The organism is Buchananella sp. 103232 (assembly GCF_058725725.1).
Genome location: NZ_JBZXJM010000015.1, coordinates 24,491 through 44,785 on the forward strand (window position 1 = coordinate 24,491; position 20,295 = coordinate 44,785).

17 protein-coding genes and 1 tRNA gene are annotated in these 20,295 nt (G+C 66.5%); 15 read left to right on the forward strand and 3 right to left on the reverse strand.

Translation table 11 applies throughout. The features are described from left to right. Window positions 1-49: 49 nt before the first annotated feature. Complete coding sequence (gene manA, locus AC4PWQ_RS02580) at window positions 50-1,450, reverse strand: mannose-6-phosphate isomerase, class I (RefSeq protein WP_492089697.1); 1,401 nt, start codon at window positions 1,448-1,450, stop codon at window positions 50-52. Between the two features lie 51 nt (window positions 1,451-1,501). Between manA and AC4PWQ_RS02585 the strand changes: the two genes are divergently transcribed. The 10 genes from AC4PWQ_RS02585 (at window position 1,502) to tmk (ending at window position 11,633) form a co-directional block, all read left to right on the forward strand. Next, the gene (locus tag AC4PWQ_RS02585) at window positions 1,502-3,220 is read left to right on the forward strand and encodes a DUF7059 domain-containing protein (protein WP_492089698.1); all 1,719 of its coding nucleotides are present in this window, start codon (window positions 1,502-1,504) and stop codon (window positions 3,218-3,220) included. Window positions 3,221-3,415: 195 nt separating this feature from the next. Then, entirely contained in the window at window positions 3,416-4,549 is a 1,134-nt protein-coding gene (locus tag AC4PWQ_RS02590) for a hypothetical protein (protein WP_492089699.1), read from the forward strand. Beyond that, on the forward strand, window positions 4,546-5,037 hold the full coding sequence (locus tag AC4PWQ_RS02595) for an NTP pyrophosphohydrolase (RefSeq protein WP_492089700.1): 492 nt from the start codon (window positions 4,546-4,548) through the stop codon (window positions 5,035-5,037). The genes AC4PWQ_RS02590 and AC4PWQ_RS02595 overlap by 4 nt, the downstream gene beginning before the upstream one ends. 75 nt (window positions 5,038-5,112) lie before the next feature. Next, complete coding sequence (locus tag AC4PWQ_RS02600; RefSeq protein WP_492089710.1) at window positions 5,113-5,604, forward strand: DUF6301 family protein; 492 nt, start codon at window positions 5,113-5,115, stop codon at window positions 5,602-5,604. A 79-nt stretch (window positions 5,605-5,683) separates the two neighbouring features. Further along, window positions 5,684-6,178, forward strand: a complete 495-nt coding sequence (locus tag AC4PWQ_RS02605; protein WP_492089701.1) for an NTP pyrophosphohydrolase — start codon at window positions 5,684-5,686, stop codon at window positions 6,176-6,178. Window positions 6,179-6,230: 52 nt separating this feature from the next. Next, the gene (locus tag AC4PWQ_RS02610) at window positions 6,231-6,740 is read left to right on the forward strand and encodes a DUF6301 family protein (RefSeq protein ID WP_492089702.1); all 510 of its coding nucleotides are present in this window, start codon (window positions 6,231-6,233) and stop codon (window positions 6,738-6,740) included. Between the two features lie 67 nt (window positions 6,741-6,807). Further along, entirely contained in the window at window positions 6,808-7,302 is a 495-nt protein-coding gene (locus AC4PWQ_RS02615; protein WP_492089703.1) for an NTP pyrophosphohydrolase, read from the forward strand. A 71-nt stretch (window positions 7,303-7,373) separates the two neighbouring features. Continuing rightward, on the forward strand, window positions 7,374-7,865 hold the full coding sequence (locus tag AC4PWQ_RS02620) for a DUF6301 family protein (protein WP_492089711.1): 492 nt from the start codon (window positions 7,374-7,376) through the stop codon (window positions 7,863-7,865). Window positions 7,866-8,032: 167 nt separating this feature from the next. Beyond that, the gene (gene topA / locus AC4PWQ_RS02625; protein ID WP_492089704.1) at window positions 8,033-10,804 is read left to right on the forward strand and encodes a type I DNA topoisomerase; all 2,772 of its coding nucleotides are present in this window, start codon (window positions 8,033-8,035) and stop codon (window positions 10,802-10,804) included. Between the two features lie 172 nt (window positions 10,805-10,976). Further along, window positions 10,977-11,633, forward strand: a complete 657-nt coding sequence (gene tmk, locus AC4PWQ_RS02630; RefSeq protein ID WP_492089705.1) for a dTMP kinase — start codon at window positions 10,977-10,979, stop codon at window positions 11,631-11,633. A gap of 159 nt (window positions 11,634-11,792) precedes the next feature. On the opposite strand, the gene AC4PWQ_RS02635 is transcribed toward tmk, so the two are convergent. After that, window positions 11,793-13,088: a GmrSD restriction endonuclease domain-containing protein gene (locus tag AC4PWQ_RS02635; protein ID WP_492089706.1), complete on the reverse strand. Its 1,296-nt coding sequence runs from the start codon at window positions 13,086-13,088 to the stop codon at window positions 11,793-11,795. Between the two features lie 406 nt (window positions 13,089-13,494). On the opposite strand from AC4PWQ_RS02635, the gene AC4PWQ_RS02640 reads away from it, so the two are divergent. From AC4PWQ_RS02640 to AC4PWQ_RS02660, 5 genes are all read left to right on the forward strand, one after another. Then, window positions 13,495-14,646: a DNA polymerase III subunit delta' gene (locus AC4PWQ_RS02640; protein ID WP_371151380.1), complete on the forward strand. Its 1,152-nt coding sequence runs from the start codon at window positions 13,495-13,497 to the stop codon at window positions 14,644-14,646. 86 nt (window positions 14,647-14,732) lie between these two features. Next, window positions 14,733-16,400 carry an alpha/beta hydrolase gene (locus AC4PWQ_RS02645; RefSeq protein ID WP_371151381.1) on the forward strand — a complete coding sequence of 556 codons (1,668 nt, stop codon included), beginning with the start codon at window positions 14,733-14,735 and terminating at the stop codon, window positions 16,398-16,400. Window positions 16,401-17,352: 952 nt separating this feature from the next. Further along, window positions 17,353-17,425, forward strand: a tRNA-Thr gene (locus AC4PWQ_RS02650). An 899-nt stretch (window positions 17,426-18,324) separates the two neighbouring features. After that, entirely contained in the window at window positions 18,325-18,660 is a 336-nt protein-coding gene (locus AC4PWQ_RS02655) for a histone-like nucleoid-structuring protein Lsr2 (protein WP_371151382.1), read from the forward strand. A 37-nt stretch (window positions 18,661-18,697) separates the two neighbouring features. Continuing rightward, window positions 18,698-19,438: a phosphoglyceromutase gene (locus AC4PWQ_RS02660; RefSeq protein ID WP_371151383.1), complete on the forward strand. Its 741-nt coding sequence runs from the start codon at window positions 18,698-18,700 to the stop codon at window positions 19,436-19,438. An 84-nt stretch (window positions 19,439-19,522) separates the two neighbouring features. On the opposite strand, the gene phoU is transcribed toward AC4PWQ_RS02660, so the two are convergent. Further along, window positions 19,523-20,200, reverse strand: coding sequence for a phosphate signaling complex protein PhoU (gene phoU / locus AC4PWQ_RS02665; protein WP_371151385.1), 678 nt, complete (start codon window positions 20,198-20,200; stop codon window positions 19,523-19,525). Between the last annotated feature and the right edge of the window lie 95 nt (window positions 20,201-20,295).

Genomic DNA, 20,295 nt, shown 5'->3' on the forward strand with positions numbered 1-20,295 from the left:
CGACGCGATGTGCAGCGTGGCACCTCAGCCCGCCTGGACGCGTAGTTAGCTACGGAACGCCGGCCTGAATGAGGGTGCCGGGGCCGCTCACCCGCACCCGACCGCAGCTGGCGGCCACAAAGGCGGCCTGTCCTCGTTTCAACTCCAACTCGGTCCAGGGGCGTGTCGGGTCGTCGGCCTCCCAGGCCTCCCCAGGGTCTTCGCCCCAGGTTTCGGCAGGGGGGTCGGCGGGAACGTCGGGGTAGGGGGCGCAGTCGCACAGGCCACCGGCGGCGTCGGCCGGCTCGACCTCGGCGGCAGCGTCGTTCCCGTTCCCGTTCGTCCCGTTCTGGGCGGCCACGAAGGCGGCAGAGGGCCGCACGCGCACCTTCACCTCCCCCTCGGTGCATAGCAGAATGCGGGGGCCGCCGCCCGGCACGCGAGTCTCCTCGCCGCCGGGGGTGACGCACAGCTCGAAGTCGTCCACCGGCGCGTAGTAGGTGCGGGTGCGCTGCCCGGCGCTCTCCGGCGCGATGCGCACTGGCGGAGCGGCTGTGGACTCCACGCAGGCCAGCATCTCGGTGACGTCCACGTGCTTGTTGGTTAGCCCCGCGCGCAGCACGTTGTCGGAGTCCGCCATGATCTCCACCCCGAAGCCGCTCAGGTAGGCGTGCACGGCCCCGGCCGGGACGTACAGTGCCTCGCCCGGCTGCAGGGTGACGGGGTTGAGCAGCATCGCGGCCACCACGCCCGGGTCGCCGGGGTAGGCCTGCGCCAGGCGGGCAACGATGCGGTCGGTGCGCTCGGAGGGGGACTTCCCCGCCGCCAGGCGCCTGGCCACGGCCCGCGCAAAGCTGTCCACGGCCTGCTTACTGGGTCGCGTCTCGGGTTGGATCAGGTAGGCGAAGGCCTCCCGCGGCCCGGTGCTGCCGGGCCTGGAGCGCACGATCCCGCGCAGCTTGGCCGCCAGCGGGTGGCCAAGCCCGGCCAGGAGCTCGGCGGCGCGGCGCGGCGCCCGGAAACCAGCCAGGGCCTCGAAGTGCTCCAGAGCCAGCAGCATCTCGGGCTTGTGGTTGCGGTCGTGGTAGGAGCGCTTGGGGTCGGTGCGGGGCACGCCGCGCTCGTCCTCCTCCGCGTAGCCCTGGGCGGCACGCTCGCGGGAGGGGTGCACCTGCAGGCTGAGTGGCGCGGCCGGGGCGATGAGCTTGAGCAGGTAGGGCAGGCGGGGACCGAACTGGTTTTGCACCGCCTCGCCCAGGCTGGTGCGGGTGGTGGTGAGGATGTGCGCGGCCAGGGTGCGCCCGGTCTCTAGCCGGGTGGCGCCGCGAGAGTGCGTGCCGTACCAGACCTCGGCGTACGGCTTGCCGTCGGCTTCCAGATCAAGGAAGGCAGGGATGGCGCTGGGCGAACCCCACGAGTAGTGCTGCACCGCGCCGTGCAGCGCCAGCAGGGGGCTGGGCTCTTCTTGCACCCGGCCAATCTACCGGGCGCCCATGCGAGGGAGGCAAATTATTCTGTCGCCATGCACGCAAAGCCTGCCTCCGCCGACGTTCCGCCCGCCCCGTCCCCCAGCCCGGTCGCCCGGAGCGCGAGCGTGCCACCGCCGGCGCCGCTCTCCCCGTGGGTGGGGCACCTGGCGGCCGACTTCGTTGCCGCAGGCTGGACGGTGAGCGGCTGCGAGCGGTACCTGGGGGCGCGGGAAATGGCGGCCTTGGCGCGCGAGCAGCGCACCGCGCTCCTCATGGCGGCCCGGGCGGTGGAGGCCGGCTCGCCCGCCCACGCCCTGGCCCTACTGACCCGCCTCTTCGTGTTGGGAGACCAGCTCAGCGCGCAGGAAGTGGCCCTAGCTTTGCCGCGCACCACGCTGGCCGGCGCGCTCGAACTCGGTCTGCTGGCGTCTCAATCGGCGGAATCGGCGCGGCCGGCCGCATACCGGGCCACCTGCTGCGTCGCCCCGCACCACCTGCACACCCGCGACTACTGGGTGGCCTCAGACCTCACCGAGCTGGCCAGCGGGCGCGCCTTGGGGGCAGATCACGTGCTGGGCGTGGGCGGAGCGTCGTCCACATTGGCGGCGTGGACCATCCGTGAGGCCGTGGCGGGAGGGCGGCACGGCGCGGTGGCGGACGTGGGAACCGGTTCCGGCATCCAGGCGCTTGCTGCGGCGCACCGGGCGGACGGCGTGCTGGCCACCGACATCTCCGAGCGCGCACTGCGCTTTGCCCGCTTTAACGTCGCGCTGGATGAAGCGGTCTGCGCGGTGCAGGGCCACGTGGACGACGCTGCCGCCAACCCCCGTGATCCCGCCGCTCCCCGCGCCGCCGCCACCTCCCGCCCCGCGCCAATCCAGACGGCCTTGGGGTCCCTGCTGGAGCCACTGGCCGGGCGGGAGTTTGACCTGATCGTGTCCAACCCGCCCTTCGTGATCACACCCCAGAACCTGGATCTGCCGTTGATGGAGTACCGTGACGGCGGCCTGGGTGGGGACGTGCTGGTCTCGCGTCTCCTGGCGGGCCTGCCGGCCCACCTGGCCCCGGGCGGGGTGGCGCAGCTGCTGGCGAACTGGGAACACCACGCGGGGCAGGAGTGGAGCGAGCGCGTGGAGAGCTGGCTGCCTAAGGGCGTCAGCGCGTGGGTCATCCAGCGCGAGGTGCTGGACCCGGCCCAGTACGTGGAGATGTGGCTGCGCGACGGCGGCCTGGACCCGCGCACCGACCGCGCCGCCTACGAGGCCAGCTACGAGCGCTGGCTGGCCGACTTCGACCGGCGCGGCGTGGACGCGATCGGCTTTGGCCAGGTGATTTTGCACCGGCCCGCCCGCGCCACCAACAGGACGTGGCGGCGGATCGAGGATGCCCCCGGGCTGGGCGCCCCCGACCCCGCAGCACACGTTCTGCTCACCTTGCGCGCCCGCGCCGCACTTGCCCAGTTGGACGACGCCTCTCTTGCCGCCCTGCCCCTGCGCCTATCTCCGGACGTGGTGGAGGAGCGCTACTACACCCCCGGCGCGGCCGACCCGCAGCTGGTGCGCCTGAGCCAGGGCGGTGGGCTGGCCCGCAAGGTGGTGCTGACCACCGCCCAGAGCGCCGTGGTGGGGGCCTGCGACGGCGAGCTCCCGGTCGGCGCGATCATCGCCGCCGTGGCCCAGCTCTTGGAGGTCCCCGCCGCCGACGTGGCGGGCGAGGTGCTGGGGCTGCTGCGCACGCTGACAGAAGACGGGCTGCTGTTGCTGCCGGCCTGAGCATCGGGCGAGGCGACGCACTCTCCCAGGAACGCTGTGCTGAATTTGATTCTCCCGCTGACACGTTCTGACACGCGTCTTAGCCGTCAGTAAGTCCTAGGGGGACGCGACCTAGACGACGAGGCCTTTCCATTCTCTACGTCAGATGAGCTCCCAAGACTCCCGTGCCTGTAGCGCCGCGCGTGCCCAAACAGCGTGGAAGAGTTCCCGTCTGGTGATGAGGGCGGCTTTGGGCATGACCAGTGGGTGCGTTACACCAACCTGGCCCAAAACGCTGGGGCTGAGGCGGTAGCGGCGCAGGAGAGGATTGATAGCCAGGTCCAGATAGCTGAAAGCGCTGTTCAGGAGCGCGACCGGGCCGCGCAGAGCGCTATTGATGCCATCCAGGGGGTTACTGCCACCGATGGGCGCAATGATGGCTGGTGGGAGGACTATGGCGCTAAGGTCCTGGGCTGGATCGCCGCCATCGCTGAATGGGTGGCCAATATTGCGGGCATCTTGGCCCTGGTCTTGTGCTGGGTGCCCGTGCTGGGGCAGGCACTAGCGGTTATCGCTGGGATCGCTGGGATCGTGGCTGCACTAGCCAACATCGGCCTGGCCTTGGGTGGGGAGAAGACTTGGCGCGAGGCCCTATGGTCCGTGGGCTTTGCTGCCCTGGGCTGCATCGGCCTGGGCGGCCTGCGCGGGGCTGCCGCATCACTGAAGGCCCTGAAGGGTTTTGGTGGGGCACTCAAAGCTGCTGGTGGGCTGAAGGGCGCGTTCTTGACCTTTGGGCGTGGGGCCGTCAAGGCGGTAAACACGGGCGCGAGCAAGGTCTATGCTGCCGGGAAGAACACTCTGAAGGGCACCTCCAATTCGCTGAACAACGCTGCCGGGCAGGTGCGGCAGTGGAACAAGAATCTCGGACGGAAGGTAAAGCCGGGCGAGCTGAAGTCTGCGACGGGTACTGGAAAACTAAAGGATGGTAAAGGCCGCTTCGTCAAGGGACACCAGGGGGCAAAGAGATACGCAGAAACTGAAGCGATCGGTGCGAAGCAGTTCATTGACAGGATGGCCGAGCGCGGAAAGCAAGTAGTTGAGATCATCGATTATAAGAAGATGGCCAGGGTGGACGGCGCACCCAACAGACGGTATTACGACCGGATAATGCGACTCGATGACGGGACCTGGATCGGCCTCGAAGTAAAGAGTGGCAATGCTCGAAAACGGCCAGAACAGAAACTATTCGACAGCCTGGTCACACCAGACAATCCAGCCCGCGTAACACTAAAAGATGGGCGCCAGATAGATATCATCGGCGTATTCCTTGAACAGGTGAAGGGATTATGAAACATTTTGAAGCAGTTTACACCGGCGAGGAGGGCACCATTGGCTCATACAGTCCCCAGTACACGCCAAGGTCATTTGCTGACGATTTCGAGCTAGACCTTAAGTCGCGACACTTTAACGGCAAACGAATCTTCGCAATGCTTGTCTGGGCTGGACCTGATGATATGGAACCGGATGAGGTACGTAAGAATTCATATCATCGCGATAACTACATGCAGTGCGCAGGCTCCAATGCCGCGATGACTGTTGAGGTGCGCGTGACGCATCCGGATAGATCGTTCGAGCACTACGTGGTGGCGCGCGAACCCGTACGCGACCCGAATGTGTGGACCACAATCACCTGGGACAACGGCAGCCCAGAGCTTTGCATCTGGCGACTGCACCCGGAGGAGGTCTTCACCGGCGAGCAGGCCGCGAAGGTGTTTAGAGACTACATCGAGCGCGACCAGCTCCCACCCCAAGAGTTGCTGCGCCGCGTCTACATTTAATCCATGTCCGCCCGGCGTGGCAGGCGCGTGAGTGCCGTTGTGTGGAGGTGAGTGCCAATGGGCGAGTTCGAGGCAATGTCCTTAGAGCGGTGTGTGGCTACGGTTAGGGCGTGGGCGGACGCGCCCTGGCCGCTTACGCCGGAACAGGGGCGGGCTATTTGCTCGGAACTTGGCTGGATGATGGATCCAGAAAAGGAGAAATTCTATTTCACCGGACTGGGTGATAGTTGGAAGCGGGACGCGTCCCTTACCGTCCGGGACGGTGGTGTTTGGTCGGTTCTGTTCCAGCTGACCACTCGTGTTTCCCCGGAGGATGAGCAAAGTCACGGTCAAACCGTTCTGGAGCTGAGTTATTCGCTGATAGGTGAGTTGACGCGATTGTATGGGACTCCTTTTGTTGAGGGGAGCCCGTTGGAAATAGAAAGAGTCCAGTGGGATTTGGCTAACGGTGTGGCCATCCACTATGCGCCAAATACGACGGTTTTAATGGTCTTCATCGACTCTCCCGCCAGGCGGGCTCTGCTGGCTGACCCGCGCAGTGACCCGAACCCGGACGAGCGATTGTAGTGCGCTGGTAGTCCTGCGTACGTCAAGGTGCGCTAGTCGCTACTATGTCTTAGTCGGGTAGTCGAGATTGGGTGGGGCAGTGAAGCGATTTGAGAAAATATATGTTGGCGAGGACGGAGCTAGCAGTACGTACAGTCCTCAGGATACGCCAAAGACCTTTGCTGACGGTTTTGAGCGCTCACTTACCTCCCCTAGGCTTCTGGATGGTAGGTATGTGTTCTCCTTGATTGCATGGGCTGGGCCGGATGGTGTGGAGCCGGATGATGCGCGTAAGAATTCGTATCATCGGGGTAATTACATGCAGTGCGGTGGTTCTACCGAGGCTTTGACGGTGGAGGTGCGGGTGACGCACCCGAATAAGTCGTTCGAGCATTATGTGGTGGCGCGGGAGCCTGTGCGGGATCCGGAGGCGTGGACCACGATTTCGTGGGATAACGGGGGTGAGGAGCCGTTCGTGGTGCGTCTGCACCCGGAGGAGGTCTTCACGGGTGAGCAGGCCGCGAAGGTGTTTAGGGACTACATCGAGCGCGATCAGCTGCCACCCGACGAGTTGCTGCGCCGCGTCGACATTTGAGCCATGCCGGCGTGGCAGGCGCGTGAGTGCTGTTGTGTGGAGGTGAGTGCCAATGGGCGAGTTTGAGGCGATGTCTTTAGAGCGGTGTGTGGCTACGGTTAGGGCGTGGGCGGAAGCTCCCTGGCCGCTCACGCCGGAACAGGGGCGGGCTATCTGCTCGGATTTGGGTTGGGTGGAGGATCTGGAAAAGCCTACGTTCTTTTACGTCGGGCTCGGCGATAGGTCAAAACGTGATGCGTACTTTTCCGTCCGCGATGGTGGTATTTGGTCGCTTTTGTTCCAGCTGACCACTCGCGTTGACCCAGATGAAGAGAAAAGCAACGGCAAGACAGTGCTGGAGCTAAGCAACGCGCTGGCCAATGCATTGACGCAACTGTACGGGAACCCTCTCCGTGAAGTAACAAGTTCGGGCATGGAAAGAGTTGAGTGGAAGCTGGTTAGTGGGGTGTCTATCCATTACGCGATAAGTTCCCGGGTTCTGATCGTTACTCTCGACTCCCCGGCCTGGACAGCCCTGTTGGCTGATCCCCGCACTGACCCGAACCCGGACGAGCGTTTGTAGTGCGCTGGTAGTCATGCGTGCTAGTCGCTGCTATGTCTTTGTCGGGTAGTCGAGATTGGGTGGGTCATTGAAGCGATTTGAGACAATCTATATTGGTGAGGACGGGGCTAGCAGTACGTACAGTCCTCAGGATACGCCAAAGACCTTTGCTGACGATTTTGAGCGCTCACTTACCTCCCCTAGGCTTCTGGATGGTAAGTATGTGTTCTCCTTGATTGCGTGGGCTGGGCCGGATGGTGTGGAGCCGGATGATGTTCCTAAGAATTCGTATCATCACGGCAATTATATGCAGTGCGGTGGTTCTACTGCTGCGATGACGGTGGAGGTGCGGGTGACGCACCCGAATAAGTCGTTCGAGCATTATGTGGTGGCGCGGGAGCCTGTGCGGGATCCGGAGGCGTGGACCACGATCTCGTGGGATAACGGGGGTGAGGAGCCGTTCGTGGTGCGCCTGCACCCGGAGGAGGTCTTCACGGGTGAGCAGGCCGCGAAGGTGTTTAGGGACTACATCGAGCGCGATCAGCTGCCACCCGACGAGTTGCTGCGCCGCGTCGACATTTGATCCATGTCCGCGCGGCGAGTGCGTTAGTTGCTGTTGTGTGGAGGTGAGCGCCAATGGGCGAGTTCGAGGCAATGTCCTTAGAGCGGTGTGTGGCTACGGTTAGGGCGTGGGCGGACGCGTCCTGGCCGCTCACGCCGGAACAGGGGCGGGCCATCTGCGCGGATTTGGGCTGGGTGGAAGATCTTGAAAAGCCATGTTTCTATTACACTGGGCTAGGTAATAGTACAAAACGCGATGCAGCTTTTACAGTGATATACGACGAGGTTTGGTCGGCTGTGTTCCAGCTGACCACTCGCGTTTCCCCTGAGGATGAGCAAAGTCACGGTCAAGCCGTTCTGGAGCTGAGTTATTCGCTGATAGGTGAATTAACGCGATTGTATGGGACTCCTTTTGTTGAGGGGAGCCCGTTGGAAATAGAAAGAGTCCAGTGGGATTTGGCTAACGGTGTGGCCATCCACTATGCGCCAAATGCGACAGTCCTAATGGTTGCCATCGACTCTCCCGGCAAGACGACTCTGCTGGCTGACCCGCGCAGTGACCCGAACCCGGACGAGCGCTTGTAGCGCGCCGAGGTCTGCCGTGGGCGGGACGGCCTGCTGGTGCTGCCGGCCTAGCGGCAACGTCGTCCACCCCGAAGGCCGCTCCACAAGCGCGCTGCGGTGGCAAGCCAGCCGGGCGCGCCGTGTACCCTCAGAAAAGAAGCCCTCCAAATCAGGAAACAGGTGTAGGTATGAAGCTCGTCATCGTGGAGTCGCCCGCCAAGGCCAAGCGCATCGGCGCGTTCCTGGGTGATGACTACGTGGTGGAGGCCTCGATCGGTCACATCCGTGACCTGCCGCAGCCCCGCGACCTGCCCGAGACCCTGAAGAAGTCCGGCTACGCCAAGTTCGCCGTGGACGTGGACAACGACTTCGAGCCCTACTACGTGGTGGACGCGGACAAGAAGAAGAAGGTGGCGGAGCTCAAGCGCTACCTGAAGGACGCCGAGGCGCTCTACCTGGCCACTGATGAGGACCGCGAGGGAGAGGCGATCGCCTGGCACCTACTGGAGGTGCTCAAGCCCAAGGTGCCGGTGCGGCGCATGGTGTTCCACGAGATCACCAAGGAGGCCATCACCAACGCGCTGGACAACACGCGCGAGGTGAACCTGCACCTGGTGGACGCGCAGGAGACGCGCCGAATCCTGGACCGCCTGGTCGGCTTCGAGGTCTCCCCGCTGCTGTGGCGCAAGGTGCGCACCGGCCTGAGCGCCGGGCGCGTGCAGTCCGTGGCCACCCGCCTGGTGGTGGAGCGCGAGCGTGAGCGCATGGCGTTCGTCCCGGCCGGCTATCACTCCGTCACCGCAGACCTGGCCACCGCCGCCGGGGAGGTCTTTGCCGCCCGCCTGGTGAGCGTGGACGGCGTGAACGTTGCCACCGGTCGCGATTTCGGGGACGACGGCCAGTTGAAGAGCGCCGCCCAGAAGGCCGGCGTGTTTGCGCTCGGGGAGGCCGACGCTGCCGCCCTGGCCGCCTCCCTTGGTGGGGCGAGCGCGCTGGTGGCCGACGTTGCCTCCAAGCCCTACACGCGCCGCCCGGCCGCCCCCTTTACTACCTCCACGCTGCAGCAGGAGGCCTCCCGCAAGCTGCGCATGAGCTCGCGCGACGCGATGCGCACGGCCCAGTCCCTGTACGAGAACGGTTACATCACCTACATGCGTACCGACTCCACGGCCCTGTCCGGGGAGGCACTGCGGGCGGCGCGCGCCCAGGCCGTGGAGCTGTACGGCGAGCAGAGCATTCCGGCCTCGCCGCGCGTGTACGCCACCAAGGCGAAGGGCGCGCAGGAGGCGCACGAGGCGATCCGCCCGGCGGGCAACAACTTCCGCACACCCAACGAGGTGCGGGGGCAGCTGAATGCCAGCGAGTTCGCGCTCTACGAGCTGATCTGGAAGCGCACCATTGCCTCCCAGATGGTGGACGCCAAGGGCTTCACCTCCACGGTGGAGCTGACCGCGCCCGGCACCGACGCGGCCGGGGCGGGGCGCCAGTTGAAGCTGAGTGCTGCCGGCACGGTCATCACCCAGCGCGGCTTCCTGGCCGCCTACGAGGAGGGCCGGGACGCCGAACGCTACAAGGAGGCCGACGAGGAGCGCCTGCCGGAGCTCGCTGCCGGCCAGGAGCTGGACGTTGCCGGTGCACACCAGAAGGGCCACCAGACCTCCGCGCCGCCGCGCTACACCGAGGCCAGCCTGGTCAAGGCCATGGAGGCCAACGGGATCGGCCGCCCCTCCACCTACGCCGCCACCATCTCCGTGATCACCGACCGTGGCTACGTGGAGCGGCGCGGGCAGGCGCTGGTGCCCACGTGGCTGGCTTTCTCCGTGGTGCGCCTGCTGGAGGACAACCTGGCGGAGCTGGTGGACTACGACTTCACCGCCTCCATGGAGAGCGACCTGGACCGGATCGCCGCCGGTGACGCCGAGCGCGTGGCCTGGCTGCGCCGCTTCTTCTTTGGCTCGGGCGAGGGCGAGGGGCTGCGGGCCGTTGGGCTGCGCACCGCCGTGGAGTCCCTGGGGGACATCGACGCGCGCGCCGTGAACTCCATTGAGGTGGGCGGCGGCGTGAACGTGCGCGTGGGCCGCTACGGCCCCTACCTAGAGGACGCCGAGGGCCGCCGCGCCCCGCTGCCCAGCGACGTCGCCCCCGACGAGCTCACCGCCCAGAAGGTGGCCGAGCTCTTCGAGCGGGCCAGCGACGACGGCCGCGAGCTCGGCATCGACCCCGTCACCGGCCACGTCATCATCGCCAAGGACGGCCGCTACGGCCCCTACGTCACCGAGGTCCTACCGGAGGAAGGCCAAGCGGAGGGGGCGGCTAAGGAGGCAGCGTCGGCCACCGGCGCCACCAAGACGGGCGCCCGCAGGAAGGCGGCCGCCAAGCCGCGCACCGCCTCCCTGCTCAAGAGCATGGACCTGGCCACCGTCACGCTGGACGACGCACTCAAACTGCTGTCGCTGCCGCGCGTGGTGGGCGTGGACACCGACGGCGTGGAGATCACTGCGCAGAACGGTCGCTTTGGGCCCTACCTGAAGAAGGGCACGGACTCGCGCTCGCTGGCCACCGAAGAGGAGATGTTCACCATCACCCTGGAGCAGGCCAGCGCCATCTACGCCCAGCCCAAGACGCGCGGGGTGCGCGGGGCCGCCAAGCCGCCGCTACGCGAGTTCGGCGAGGACCCGGTCAGCGGCAAGAAGGTCACCGTCAAGGAGGGCCGCTTTGGGCCCTACATCACCGACGGCACCACCAATGTCACCGTGCCGCGCGGGGAGGACCCGGCGGAGCTGACGCAGGAGCGTGCCTTCGAACTGCTGCAGATCAAGCGGGAAAAGGGCCCGGCCAAGAAGGCCCCCGCCAAGAAGACGACCGCAAAGAAGACGACGACCAAGACGGCGGCGAAGAAGCCCGCTGCGAAGGCGGCGTCGGCCAAGAGCGCAGCTACCAAGAGCACGGCGGCCAAGTAGGAGGCGTCGCCTGGCGGCGGAGGCGCTCGGCGTGGGGCTGAGTTGTCGGCCGGCGCGGCCGAGGAGGAGGCCGGCGCGGGCTGAGTTGTTCGGTGTGGGCGGGAGGTCTGCTTGGGTGCACCGGCGCGGGCGGTTAGTCGGGCCGCAGGCCGGTGGGCGCTAGGGTTGACTCATGCACACGCCGTTTGCCCCCGTTCCCGTCGTGCCCGCCAGCGGGTTGTTCGTGGCCTTCGAGGGAGGCGACGGCAGCGGCAAGACCACGCAGGTGCGCGCACTGGCGCAGCGCCTAGAGGAGGCCGGGCGTGAGGTAGTCACCTCCCGCGAACCGGGCGGCACCCCGCTGGGGGAGGCCATCCGCAACCTGCTGCTGCACGGCGACGACATGGGTGCGCGCGCGGAGGCGCTGCTCTACGCCGCCTCGCGTGCCCAGCACGTCGATGAGCTGATTCGACCGGCCCTGGAGCGCGGCGCCGCTGTGATCACGGACCGTTACTGGGACTCCTCCATCGCCTACCAGGGGGCGGCGCGCCAGCTGGGCGGTGACGAGGTGGCGGCGCTGTCCCACTGGGCCACCGCCGGCCTGGCCCCGCACCTGACCGTGCTGCTGGACCTGCCGGTGGAGGAGGCTGCGGCGCGGCGACGCAACGAAGGGCGGGGCGCCGAGGACCGCCTGGAGCGTGAAACGGCTCAGTTTCACGAGCGGGTGCGCGCGGGCTACCTGGCCCTGGCGGCGCAGGCCCCGCAGCGCTACCTGGTGCTGGATGCCCGCGCCGGCGTGGTGGAGCTGGAGCAGCAGATCTGGGCGCGGGTGCAGCAGCTGCTCGCGTAGGCGGCCGGCGGGTCGCTGGTCGGGGCGTGCAGGTCGCTGCGTCAGGATGAAACCGGGTACGTCAAGATGAAGCAGGTGGGGCGGACTGGTAATCCAGTCCGCCCCACCGTTCGGTTCGAGTCATGGCGCGCCCTTATGGGGCGCCGTCATCCCGCGCTGTCAGCGCTCGCAGGCCACGCCGTCTCCGTCGCGGTCCAGCTTCGGGCGGTAGCCGGGTTCGCCGCGGTACAACGGAGCGGCTCCGGCGGCCTTGGCTTCGCTGCAGTTTCGGAAGTAGACGTCCTCCTGCACCGGTGCCGGCTCCGGAGCGGCCTCCTCGTAAACTGGCTCGGGCTCTGCAGGCTGCTCGTGGCTGCCCCAATCGGGATTGCCGCCCTGCTCTTCGGGTGCTGCGCCGCCACCGTCGTTGGGCACCGCCACCTCCTCCGGGGTAGGAGTCGGGGTGGGCATGACGCTGGGGTCCCAGGCGCGGTCGGCATCGAGCGGGATTCGCTGCTCCGGGCAGCCCTGCAGGATAGCGGCGATCGCATCGCGCTCGGCAGCGGTCATCCAAAGGTCGTACTTGTACTTGACCGCCACCTGACGCGCCACGTACTGGCAGCGGAAGGGCTTGTTCGGTGGCAGCCAGGTGGCGGCGTCACCGTCCCCCTTTTGCTGGTTGGAAGGCCCGTCGACCGCGAGGAGGTTGAGCGGATCGTTAGCGAATTCGGCGCGCAGGGCGTCATCCCACTGGCGTGCACCCTTTTGCCAGGCGTCGGAAAGCGCGACCACGTGGTCGATCTGCACGGCCTCGGAGGTGTCCTCCCCGCGCACAAAGGCGATCTTTTGCCCGGTGAAGGGGTCGAATAGCGTGCCGCTCTCCGCCACACAGTCATTGGTGCCGGGCTTGATCACAAGGTCAGAGAGGTCGCGGCGCAGAATGTCATTTCGCGTGTCGCAGCCATTCCGGTCCGTGTCCAGCCAGCGTTGCCCAAAGAGATTGCGGTCGTAATCGTTTGCCTGTGCCCGTCCCTTTATCCGCAGCTTGGCGAGCACGTTCAAGGCGGTTTCCGGCTGGCCCGACGAATCGAGCAATGCCGCCCGCTTGGTGGGAGTGGGCGTAGGGGTGGGGGTGGGTGAGGGCTTGGGGCTAAGCGTGGCGCTCGGGGTCTGCGTAGGTGAAGGGGGCGGGGGCGCGGCTGTCGCCTCACCAGAAGCGGCCTGCGTGGCAGTGGGAGGAGCGAGAAAGCCGCCTGCGATGATCATGGCGAGGCCCACCAGGCCCGCAGATAGAGCCGGCCGCTTTAGCCCGCCCACCACGGGAGTCAGGAAGGACTTCTTGGCCACCGCGTGCCAGATGCTGGTGATGCCAATAACGAGCCCACTAAAGGCCAGTCCGAGGCCAAAACTATCCGCGAACGCCCCGAGTGTGAGCAGGCCGAGGATCGCGTACCCCGCCATCTTCAACTTTGACATCTTGCTGCATTCCTTGCGCTAATTAGGGACGCCAACACAACGCGAGTGATTGTGCGTGCCTATAGCATGTTTGAGCAAATTTCGCCGGACCCCTTCTCTCTTTGTGGATATCCCCGGTTGGGGCGGGGGAGTCTCGGTCCCGGCAAAGTCTCTGCCGCCCGCTGCACTGTGCGGGCGGCCTGGTGCCGGCTCACCCTTACCCCGCTCCTGCTGCCTGGCCCTGCCGTCTTGCGCCTGGCGCCAGGGCAGAGGGCGGTATCTGCGCCGTGGAGCCGGATTCCCGTCGGCCCCCACCGCCCGCGGACGGAGGCACTGGCAGCGCATCCACCGCTACCCCAACCCGTCGAGCCCCCACCGCCCGCAGACGGAGGGACTAGATGTTGGCGCCTCGGGATAGGGTGATTCCATGAGCGTGTGGGATTCCCTGGTTGGGCAGCAGCCGGCAATTGAGGTGCTTTCGCGTGCCGTGGCCGACCAGCGCTCCATGACCCACGCTTGGCTCATCACGGGCCCGCCCGGCTCGGGGCGTTCGGTGGCGGCGCGCGCGTTCGCGGCGGCCCTACAGTGCGACCAGCAGCCCGCAGGCTGCGGCAGCTGCCACGCCTGCACCACCTCCATGCAAGGCAAGCACCCGGACGTGACGGTGGTGGCGACCGAGAAGGTGACGATCTCGATTGCGGAGGTGCGTTCCCTGGTGGCGCTGGCGCAGCGCTCCCCGGCGGCGGGCAAGTGGCGGGTCATCATCGTTGAGGACGCCGACCGCATGATGGAGTCCACCTCCAACGTGCTGCTCAAGGCGATCGAGGAGCCCCCCGCCCGCACCGTGTGGATACTGTGCGCCCCCTCCCCGCTGGACGTGATTACCACCATCCGCTCTCGCTGCCGCGGCCTGTCCCTGCGGGTGCCCCCGGTGGACGACGTTGCCGCCCTACTGGTGCAAAGGGACGGCGTGGACCCCGAGGTGGCCGCCGTGGCGGCTAGAGCCGCGCAGTGCCATGTCGGTATGGCCCGCCACCTGGCGCGCGACCCGGAGGCACGTGAACAGCGGCGTCGCCTAGTGACCGGGCCGGCGACGGTGCGGAACGTGGCCGACTGCGTGGTGGCGGCCAACGAACTGGTGGAACTCGCCACGAACCAGGCTAAGGAACGCGCTGAGGAGCGCAACCAGGCGGAGAAGGCCGAGCTGCTGCGCACCCTGGGCGCGGAGGAGGGTGGACGCCTCACCCCGGCCGTGCGCGCCCAGGTGCGTCAACTGGAGGAGGACCAGAAACGCCGCCAGACCCGAATGCAGCGCGACACCCTGGACCGGGTGCTGGTGGACCTGCTCAGCCTCTACCGCGACGTCTACTGCGCCCAGGTAGGGGCCGGCGTGGAACTGGTCAACGCCGACCTGGCCGACCTCGTCCGGCAGCTGGCCCAAGAGAGCGACCCGCGCCGCACACTCTTCCGCATCGACGCGGTCAACCAGGCGCGCCAGCGCATCGCCGCCAACGTTGCGCCACAGCTCGCGGTGGAGGCGATGGCCGTGAATCTGCGGCCGCTAGCGCAACTGGCCTAGAGTGGGAAGAAGGGCGGGAGAGACGTCGTCCACATTCATCCTCAAGGGTCATGCCTGCCCTACACGCGGGCCGTAATCTGTAGGGCGTGAATGCAAAGAAACCAAATGTCCTACTGACGCTGGCCGTGGTAAGTGCCCTATTGGGCGCCACCTCCGTGGGCGTGGCCGGGTACAAGCTGGCCACGTTCGACGCCGCCTCCGCCGGGGAGCAGCCAGGCAAGACCGCCCCCTCCGGAGACGCCAGCAAGAGCCCGGACGCGGACCAGACCACCGAACCGGGCGAAGAGCTGCGCTTCGCCGCCAACCCGCGCCCGGCCGACATGCCGGCAGCCCCCACGGGCCTGGAGCAGTTCTACGGCCAGGAAATCCAGTGGGAAGAGTGCGAGGACGGCGCGGGCGGCAACTGGGCGTGCGGTACCGTCGAGGTCCCGCTGGACTACAGCAAGCCGGACGGGGAGACCATCGAGATCGCCCTCAAGCGACACAAGGCCGAGGACCCGATTGGTTCTTTGCTGGTGAACTTCGGTGGGCCGGGCGGCTCCGGCACCCACAACATTGAAGGCGCACTGGACTACTCCTTCACCACCGACCTGGCAGACGCATACGACATCGTGGGATTCGACCCGCGCGGCGTCCACCGCTCCGCCCCGATCAAGTGCCGCACCTTCGAGCAGATCGACGAGGACAACGCGGCCACCGCCCCGTTCGTGCGCGGCAAGGAAGCCTGGGACGAGATCGCGGCCTCCGGCAAGGAATTCGCGGACCTCTGCATGGAGAACACCGACGTCGAGCTGCTCAAGAACATCAACACGGTGTCCACCGCGAGCGACGTCGACATTCTGCGCGACGCGCTCAACGACGCCGAGCTCTACTACCTGGGCTACTCCTATGGCACCCACCTGGGGGCCCGCTACGCGGAGATGTTCCCCGCCAACGCCGGGCGCCTGGTGCTGGACGCCGCAGTGGACCCGGCCTTGTCCTCCGCCGAACTGGCGGTGGGGCAGGCCAAGGGCTTCGAAATGTCAGTGCGCGAATACATTCGCGTGTGCCAGGAGGACAGTGACTGCCCGTTCAAGGGCAGCGTCGATGAGGGCGCCCGTCAACTCAAGGCCTTCTTCGACAAGACGGTCACCAACCCGCTGCCCACCGCAGACAAGGAGCGCCCGCTCACCGGCGGCATGCTGGTATCCGTGGTGCTCGGCTCCATGTACATGACCGACATCTGGCCGATGCTCACCGAAGGCATGCGGGCAGCGATAGAGAAGAACGACGGCTCCAGCCTGCTGGTGCTACTGGACCTGCTCAACGAGCGCGACTCCGACGGCTCCTACCCGACCAACTCTGACGACGCCTTCCCCGTCATCTCCGCCATGGACTACCCGGTGGGGACCAGCGACACCGCCGTGTGGGAAAAGCAGGCTGACGAGATCCTGGCTGCTGCCCCGACCGTCGGCGAGTACTTCCTCTACTCCGACGCCGATCGCTCCGCCTGGCCGCTCGAGGCCACCGGCAAGCTCGGCAAGGTGCGTGCCGCCGGGGCCAAGCCGATCCTGGTGATCGGTGGCAAGGGCGACCCGGCCACCCCGTACGAGTGGTCCGTGTCCCTGGCCGACCAGCTGGAATCCGGCGTGCTGCTCACCTACGACGGCTTTGGGCACGGCGCCTACGGCGAGGACAAGCCCTGCGTGGCCGACACCGTGGACGCGTTCCTCATCGAGGGCAAGGTGCCCGAGGACGGGAAGGTCTGCAAGTAGGAAACTGCTACACGGCGCCGCTGAGCGGGCGGGGCGGGGGAGTTCCCGCCCCGCCCGTTCGGCTCTTGGCGTTTGGCGTTTGGCGTTTGGCGTTTGGCTCCCGGCGCTCGGCCCGCAAGCCCGTCGGCCTGCAAACCAGCCGGCCCGCAACGCGAGATTGACTAGCCCTCCAGCGCACGCGCCCAGTTGTCCGACGCTCCACCCGCCGCCCCTACACCTCGCCCGCTCGGCGCCTGACGTTCCACTTGCCGCCCCTACACCGTGCCCGTTCGGGCGGTCTTCTCCCACCCCAGTGCCGACCTACTCCAGCGCTCACCATGTATGGCGGCTGTTTCTCCATCGCGTGGCCATGGGGAACCGGTATGGACGACGTTCCTCCGGGCGTCCCGCCCTGTCGCTCTCGTCCCCCTCCCTGGCCCGACCGACCCCGCCATGCCGGAAGGTTTCACGGTCCCTGGCGCCTCGTCTCGTCCCCCGGTCCGACCGACCCCGGGGCGGGCGGCGTTGCGCAACCGGTTGTGGGGTTTGTCGACCTTTTGCGGGTTTGGTGCAGCTCTTGTGGGTTTGGTGCACCGGTTGAGGGGTTACCGGCTCGGGTAGGCCCTCGAGAGGTTCACTAAGCCCACGACCGGTGGGGAAACCCTACGAGAGGTGCAGTAAGCCCTCAATCGCTTGCGCACGTGCCCATCGCGCGGCAGGGGCGTGGATAGGGTGCCTAGTCCGTGACGGCATCGTCGGCGTGTTCCTGGGAGCGGGCGGAATCGGAGCCTGGGCTTGAGTGGTTGGGTGCGGGGCGTCCAGTGTGGTGCCTCGGCTCTGGTGCCCGGGCTGTGGTCGTCTGGGGTCGGGCGTCGGACCTTGCGCCCGGCGCCAGGTGGTGGGGGTCACGGCCAGTGCGGTTTGTGCCCGGTGGCCCATCTTCGCTAGCATGTACGGTGCTGCTTGCAGCGCCGCCGCCTTAGCTCAGTCGGCAGAGCGATTCACTCGTAATGAATAGGTCAAGGGTTCGATTCCCTTAGGCGGCTCCGATGCCTCCCACGTAGAACGTGGGAGGCATAGCTCTTTCTGGCGCGGCTGTCAGAAACCTGGAGGTGGGATGCTGGCCCATGCCCATGCCCATGCCCATGCCCATGCCCATGCCCATGCCCATGCCCATGCCCAGGCCCAGGCCCAGGCCTCGCCGCCAGCTTCGCCGCCAGCTTCGCCTCTTGGCCCGGCCCGCTCGCGGGCCTGACATTCGCCCGCGCAGGGAGCCCGCGCCGGCGATGCGGAGCCGATTTCGACGCCCCGTCCGAACTCGCGAGCCCGGCTCTGTGACGCGCGCCCGGCTCGGGAAATGTCCGGTGCCGCCCCGCCCGTCTGCGGTGGCGTGCACGGGCTGCCCGGGCCTTCAATCGCGCTAGGAACTGAGCCAAGGCGTGTCGCTAAGTGCATGTGCGAAACGTCGTGAAGACATTGCCACTCGCCTCCTCTCGGGCCTCCGGTGTACACATGGAGGCCCGCCAGCAATTGTGGATTCGCCAAATAGGGGCGCTGATCTAGACAAGTCCTGAATGTCTGCTGGAGCCCCGCTGATAAGCGAGTGAAATGACCGGTGAAGGTGCCTGAGTGCCGACGCGTTCCAAAGTTGAACTTTTAGTAGCGTGGGCAAAAGGCGCGGCTTCCAAGGTTAGACGCCTCTAACAATGTGTTCACCCTCGCGTAACGATGGGGCGCTAGATCTGGCCATTCTGCGCCTGTGGCTTGCCCTGGGTGGGCCAGTCACCCCGGGTGAACTGTTGCGGCTGCCACTATTCATTCTGCGTCGACACGCGGAATTCATTTGTTGAGTTGCAACAATGGCACAGTTTTAGGTTATTGTTTGTTACGAGATCTTTGATCTGCTCAAATTAATCAACCACGTCCCACATACTGAGGAGACTCCATGGCCTGGAAGACCAAGACCGAGCGCTTCATGCTCGACGACATTGATGGCTCGACCGCTACTGAGGAGATCTCGTTCGCATTCGAGGGTGTCGCATACGAGATCCACCTGAATGAGGAGCACGCTAACGAGCTGCGTGAGGCTCTTGCCAAGTTCGTCGACAATGCTCGCCGCGCCGGCGGTCGTCGCCGCCGCCGCGCCGGTGCCGCCACCGGCCGCACCTCTGACGCTGCCGCCATCCGTGCCTGGGCCCGCTCTCGCGGCATCGAGGTGCCGGACCGCGGCCGAATTCCCGCCGACGTCCGCGAGCAGTACTACGCTGAGGTTGGCGCCTGAGCGCCTTCCATCCCGGTACCCGAGGAAGCGAAGGAATATGACCTACAAGCTAGTACTTCTCCGTCACGGTCAGAGTGACTGGAACGCCAAGAACCTGTTCACCGGTTGGGTTGACGTTCCGCTGTCTGACCTGGGCCAGCAGGAGGCCCGCCGCGGCGGCGAGCTGCTGAAGTCTGAAGGCATCGCCCCCGACGTTGTGCACACCTCCCTGCTGCGCCGCGCGATCATGACCGCGAACCTGGCGCTGGACTCCGCTGACCGCCACTGGATCCCGGTCAAGCGCAACTGGCGTCTCAACGAGCGCCACTACGGTGCCCTGCAGGGCAAGAACAAGACCCAGATCCGCGACGAGTACGGCGACGAGCTGTTCATGGAGTGGCGTCGTTCCTACGACGTTCCGCCGCCGGCCATCGAGCTGGGCAGCGAGTTCTCTCAGGACACCGACCCGCGTTACGCGGGCGAGCCGATCCCGGCCACCGAGTGCCTGAAGGACGTGCTCGAGCGCATGCTCCCCTACTGGGAGAACGAGATCGTTCCGGACCTCAAGGCCGGCAAGACCGTCATGGTGGCCGCGCACGGCAACTCCCTGCGCGCCATCGTTAAGCACCTGGACGGCATCTCCGACGACGAGATCGCGGGCCTGAACATCCCCACGGGCATTCCGCTGGTCTACGAGCTGGACGAGGACCTCAAGCCGGTCAAGGCCGGCGGCACCTACCTGGATCCGGAGGCCGCTGCGGCCGCCATCCAGGCTGTGGCCAACCAGGGCAAGGCCTGATCCCAGGCTGCCCGAAAAACGGGGCGGGGTGGAACCGATCGGTTCCACCCCGCCCCGCCCCTGTATCTGGGACACCTCCCGGCGCTAGTCTGCGCTGGCCACCACCTCGGTCTCGACCTGGGCCGTGAGCTGGCCCGTGACCAGGTAGGAGACGCGGTGGGCCAGCGAGACGGCGTGGTCCCCGAAACGCTCCAGGAAGCGGCCCAGCAGCACGGTGTCCACCACCTGCTGGCGGGTCATCTGGTGGTCGTCGTTGAGCGCGTACTGGAAGGTCTGGCGGTGCAGCTGGTCCAGCACGTCGTCCTCGCGGGCGATCTCAGCGGCGATGGACAGGTCCTTGGTGTCCACCAGTTCAATCACGCGGCGGGCCACGGCGCTCGCCTGACGGCCCATCTTCACCAGCAGGTCAAGGACGTCGGCGTCCACTGCGGCCTGCGGGTAGCGGCCGCGCGCGATCGAGGCGACGTGGCGGGCCAGGTCTCCCATGCGCTCCAGGGTCTGGGACATGCGCATGGCGGCGACCACCAGGCGCAGGTCTGCGGCCACGGGCGCCTGGCGGGCCAGCAGGGAGATGCAGAACTCGTCCAGGGACCGGTGCAGGTCGTTAATGCGCTCGTCTGAGTCGATCACCTGCTCGGCGAGCATCAGGTCCCCGGTGGCCAGGGCCTCGGTGGCCTTTTCCATCGCGGCGGCCACGTAACCGGCCATCAGTCGCAGGTCAGACCCCACCTGCTTGAGTTCCATGTGGAAAATCTCGCGCACGTCTTATTCCTCCAAAGCTCTGGACCGGGAGGTCCGGTGTTGGACCCAGTTGTGTGGCACGCCAAGTGTTTGACCTACCAGGGCCGACACTACTT

What these genes read in the sequence shown, in the direction of transcription:
- AC4PWQ_RS02585 (WP_492089698.1), top strand. Translation starts at nt 1,502, where the DNA reads ATGCACGCAAAGCCTGCCTCCGCCGACGTTCCGCCCGCCCCGTCCCCC.
- AC4PWQ_RS02595 (WP_492089700.1), top strand. Translation starts at nt 4,546, where the DNA reads ATGAAACATTTTGAAGCAGTTTACACCGGCGAGGAGGGCACCATTGGC.
- AC4PWQ_RS02600 (WP_492089710.1), top strand. Translation starts at nt 5,113, where the DNA reads ATGTCCTTAGAGCGGTGTGTGGCTACGGTTAGGGCGTGGGCGGACGCG.
- AC4PWQ_RS02610 (WP_492089702.1), top strand. Translation starts at nt 6,231, where the DNA reads ATGGGCGAGTTTGAGGCGATGTCTTTAGAGCGGTGTGTGGCTACGGTT.
- AC4PWQ_RS02620 (WP_492089711.1), top strand. Translation starts at nt 7,374, where the DNA reads ATGTCCTTAGAGCGGTGTGTGGCTACGGTTAGGGCGTGGGCGGACGCG.
- topA (WP_492089704.1), top strand. Translation starts at nt 8,033, where the DNA reads ATGAAGCTCGTCATCGTGGAGTCGCCCGCCAAGGCCAAGCGCATCGGC.
- tmk (WP_492089705.1), top strand. Translation starts at nt 10,977, where the DNA reads ATGCACACGCCGTTTGCCCCCGTTCCCGTCGTGCCCGCCAGCGGGTTG.
- AC4PWQ_RS02635 (WP_492089706.1), bottom strand. Translation starts at nt 13,088, where the DNA reads ATGTCAAAGTTGAAGATGGCGGGGTACGCGATCCTCGGCCTGCTCACA.
- AC4PWQ_RS02640 (WP_371151380.1), top strand. Translation starts at nt 13,495, where the DNA reads ATGAGCGTGTGGGATTCCCTGGTTGGGCAGCAGCCGGCAATTGAGGTG.
- AC4PWQ_RS02655 (WP_371151382.1), top strand. Translation starts at nt 18,325, where the DNA reads ATGGCCTGGAAGACCAAGACCGAGCGCTTCATGCTCGACGACATTGAT.
- AC4PWQ_RS02660 (WP_371151383.1), top strand. Translation starts at nt 18,698, where the DNA reads ATGACCTACAAGCTAGTACTTCTCCGTCACGGTCAGAGTGACTGGAAC.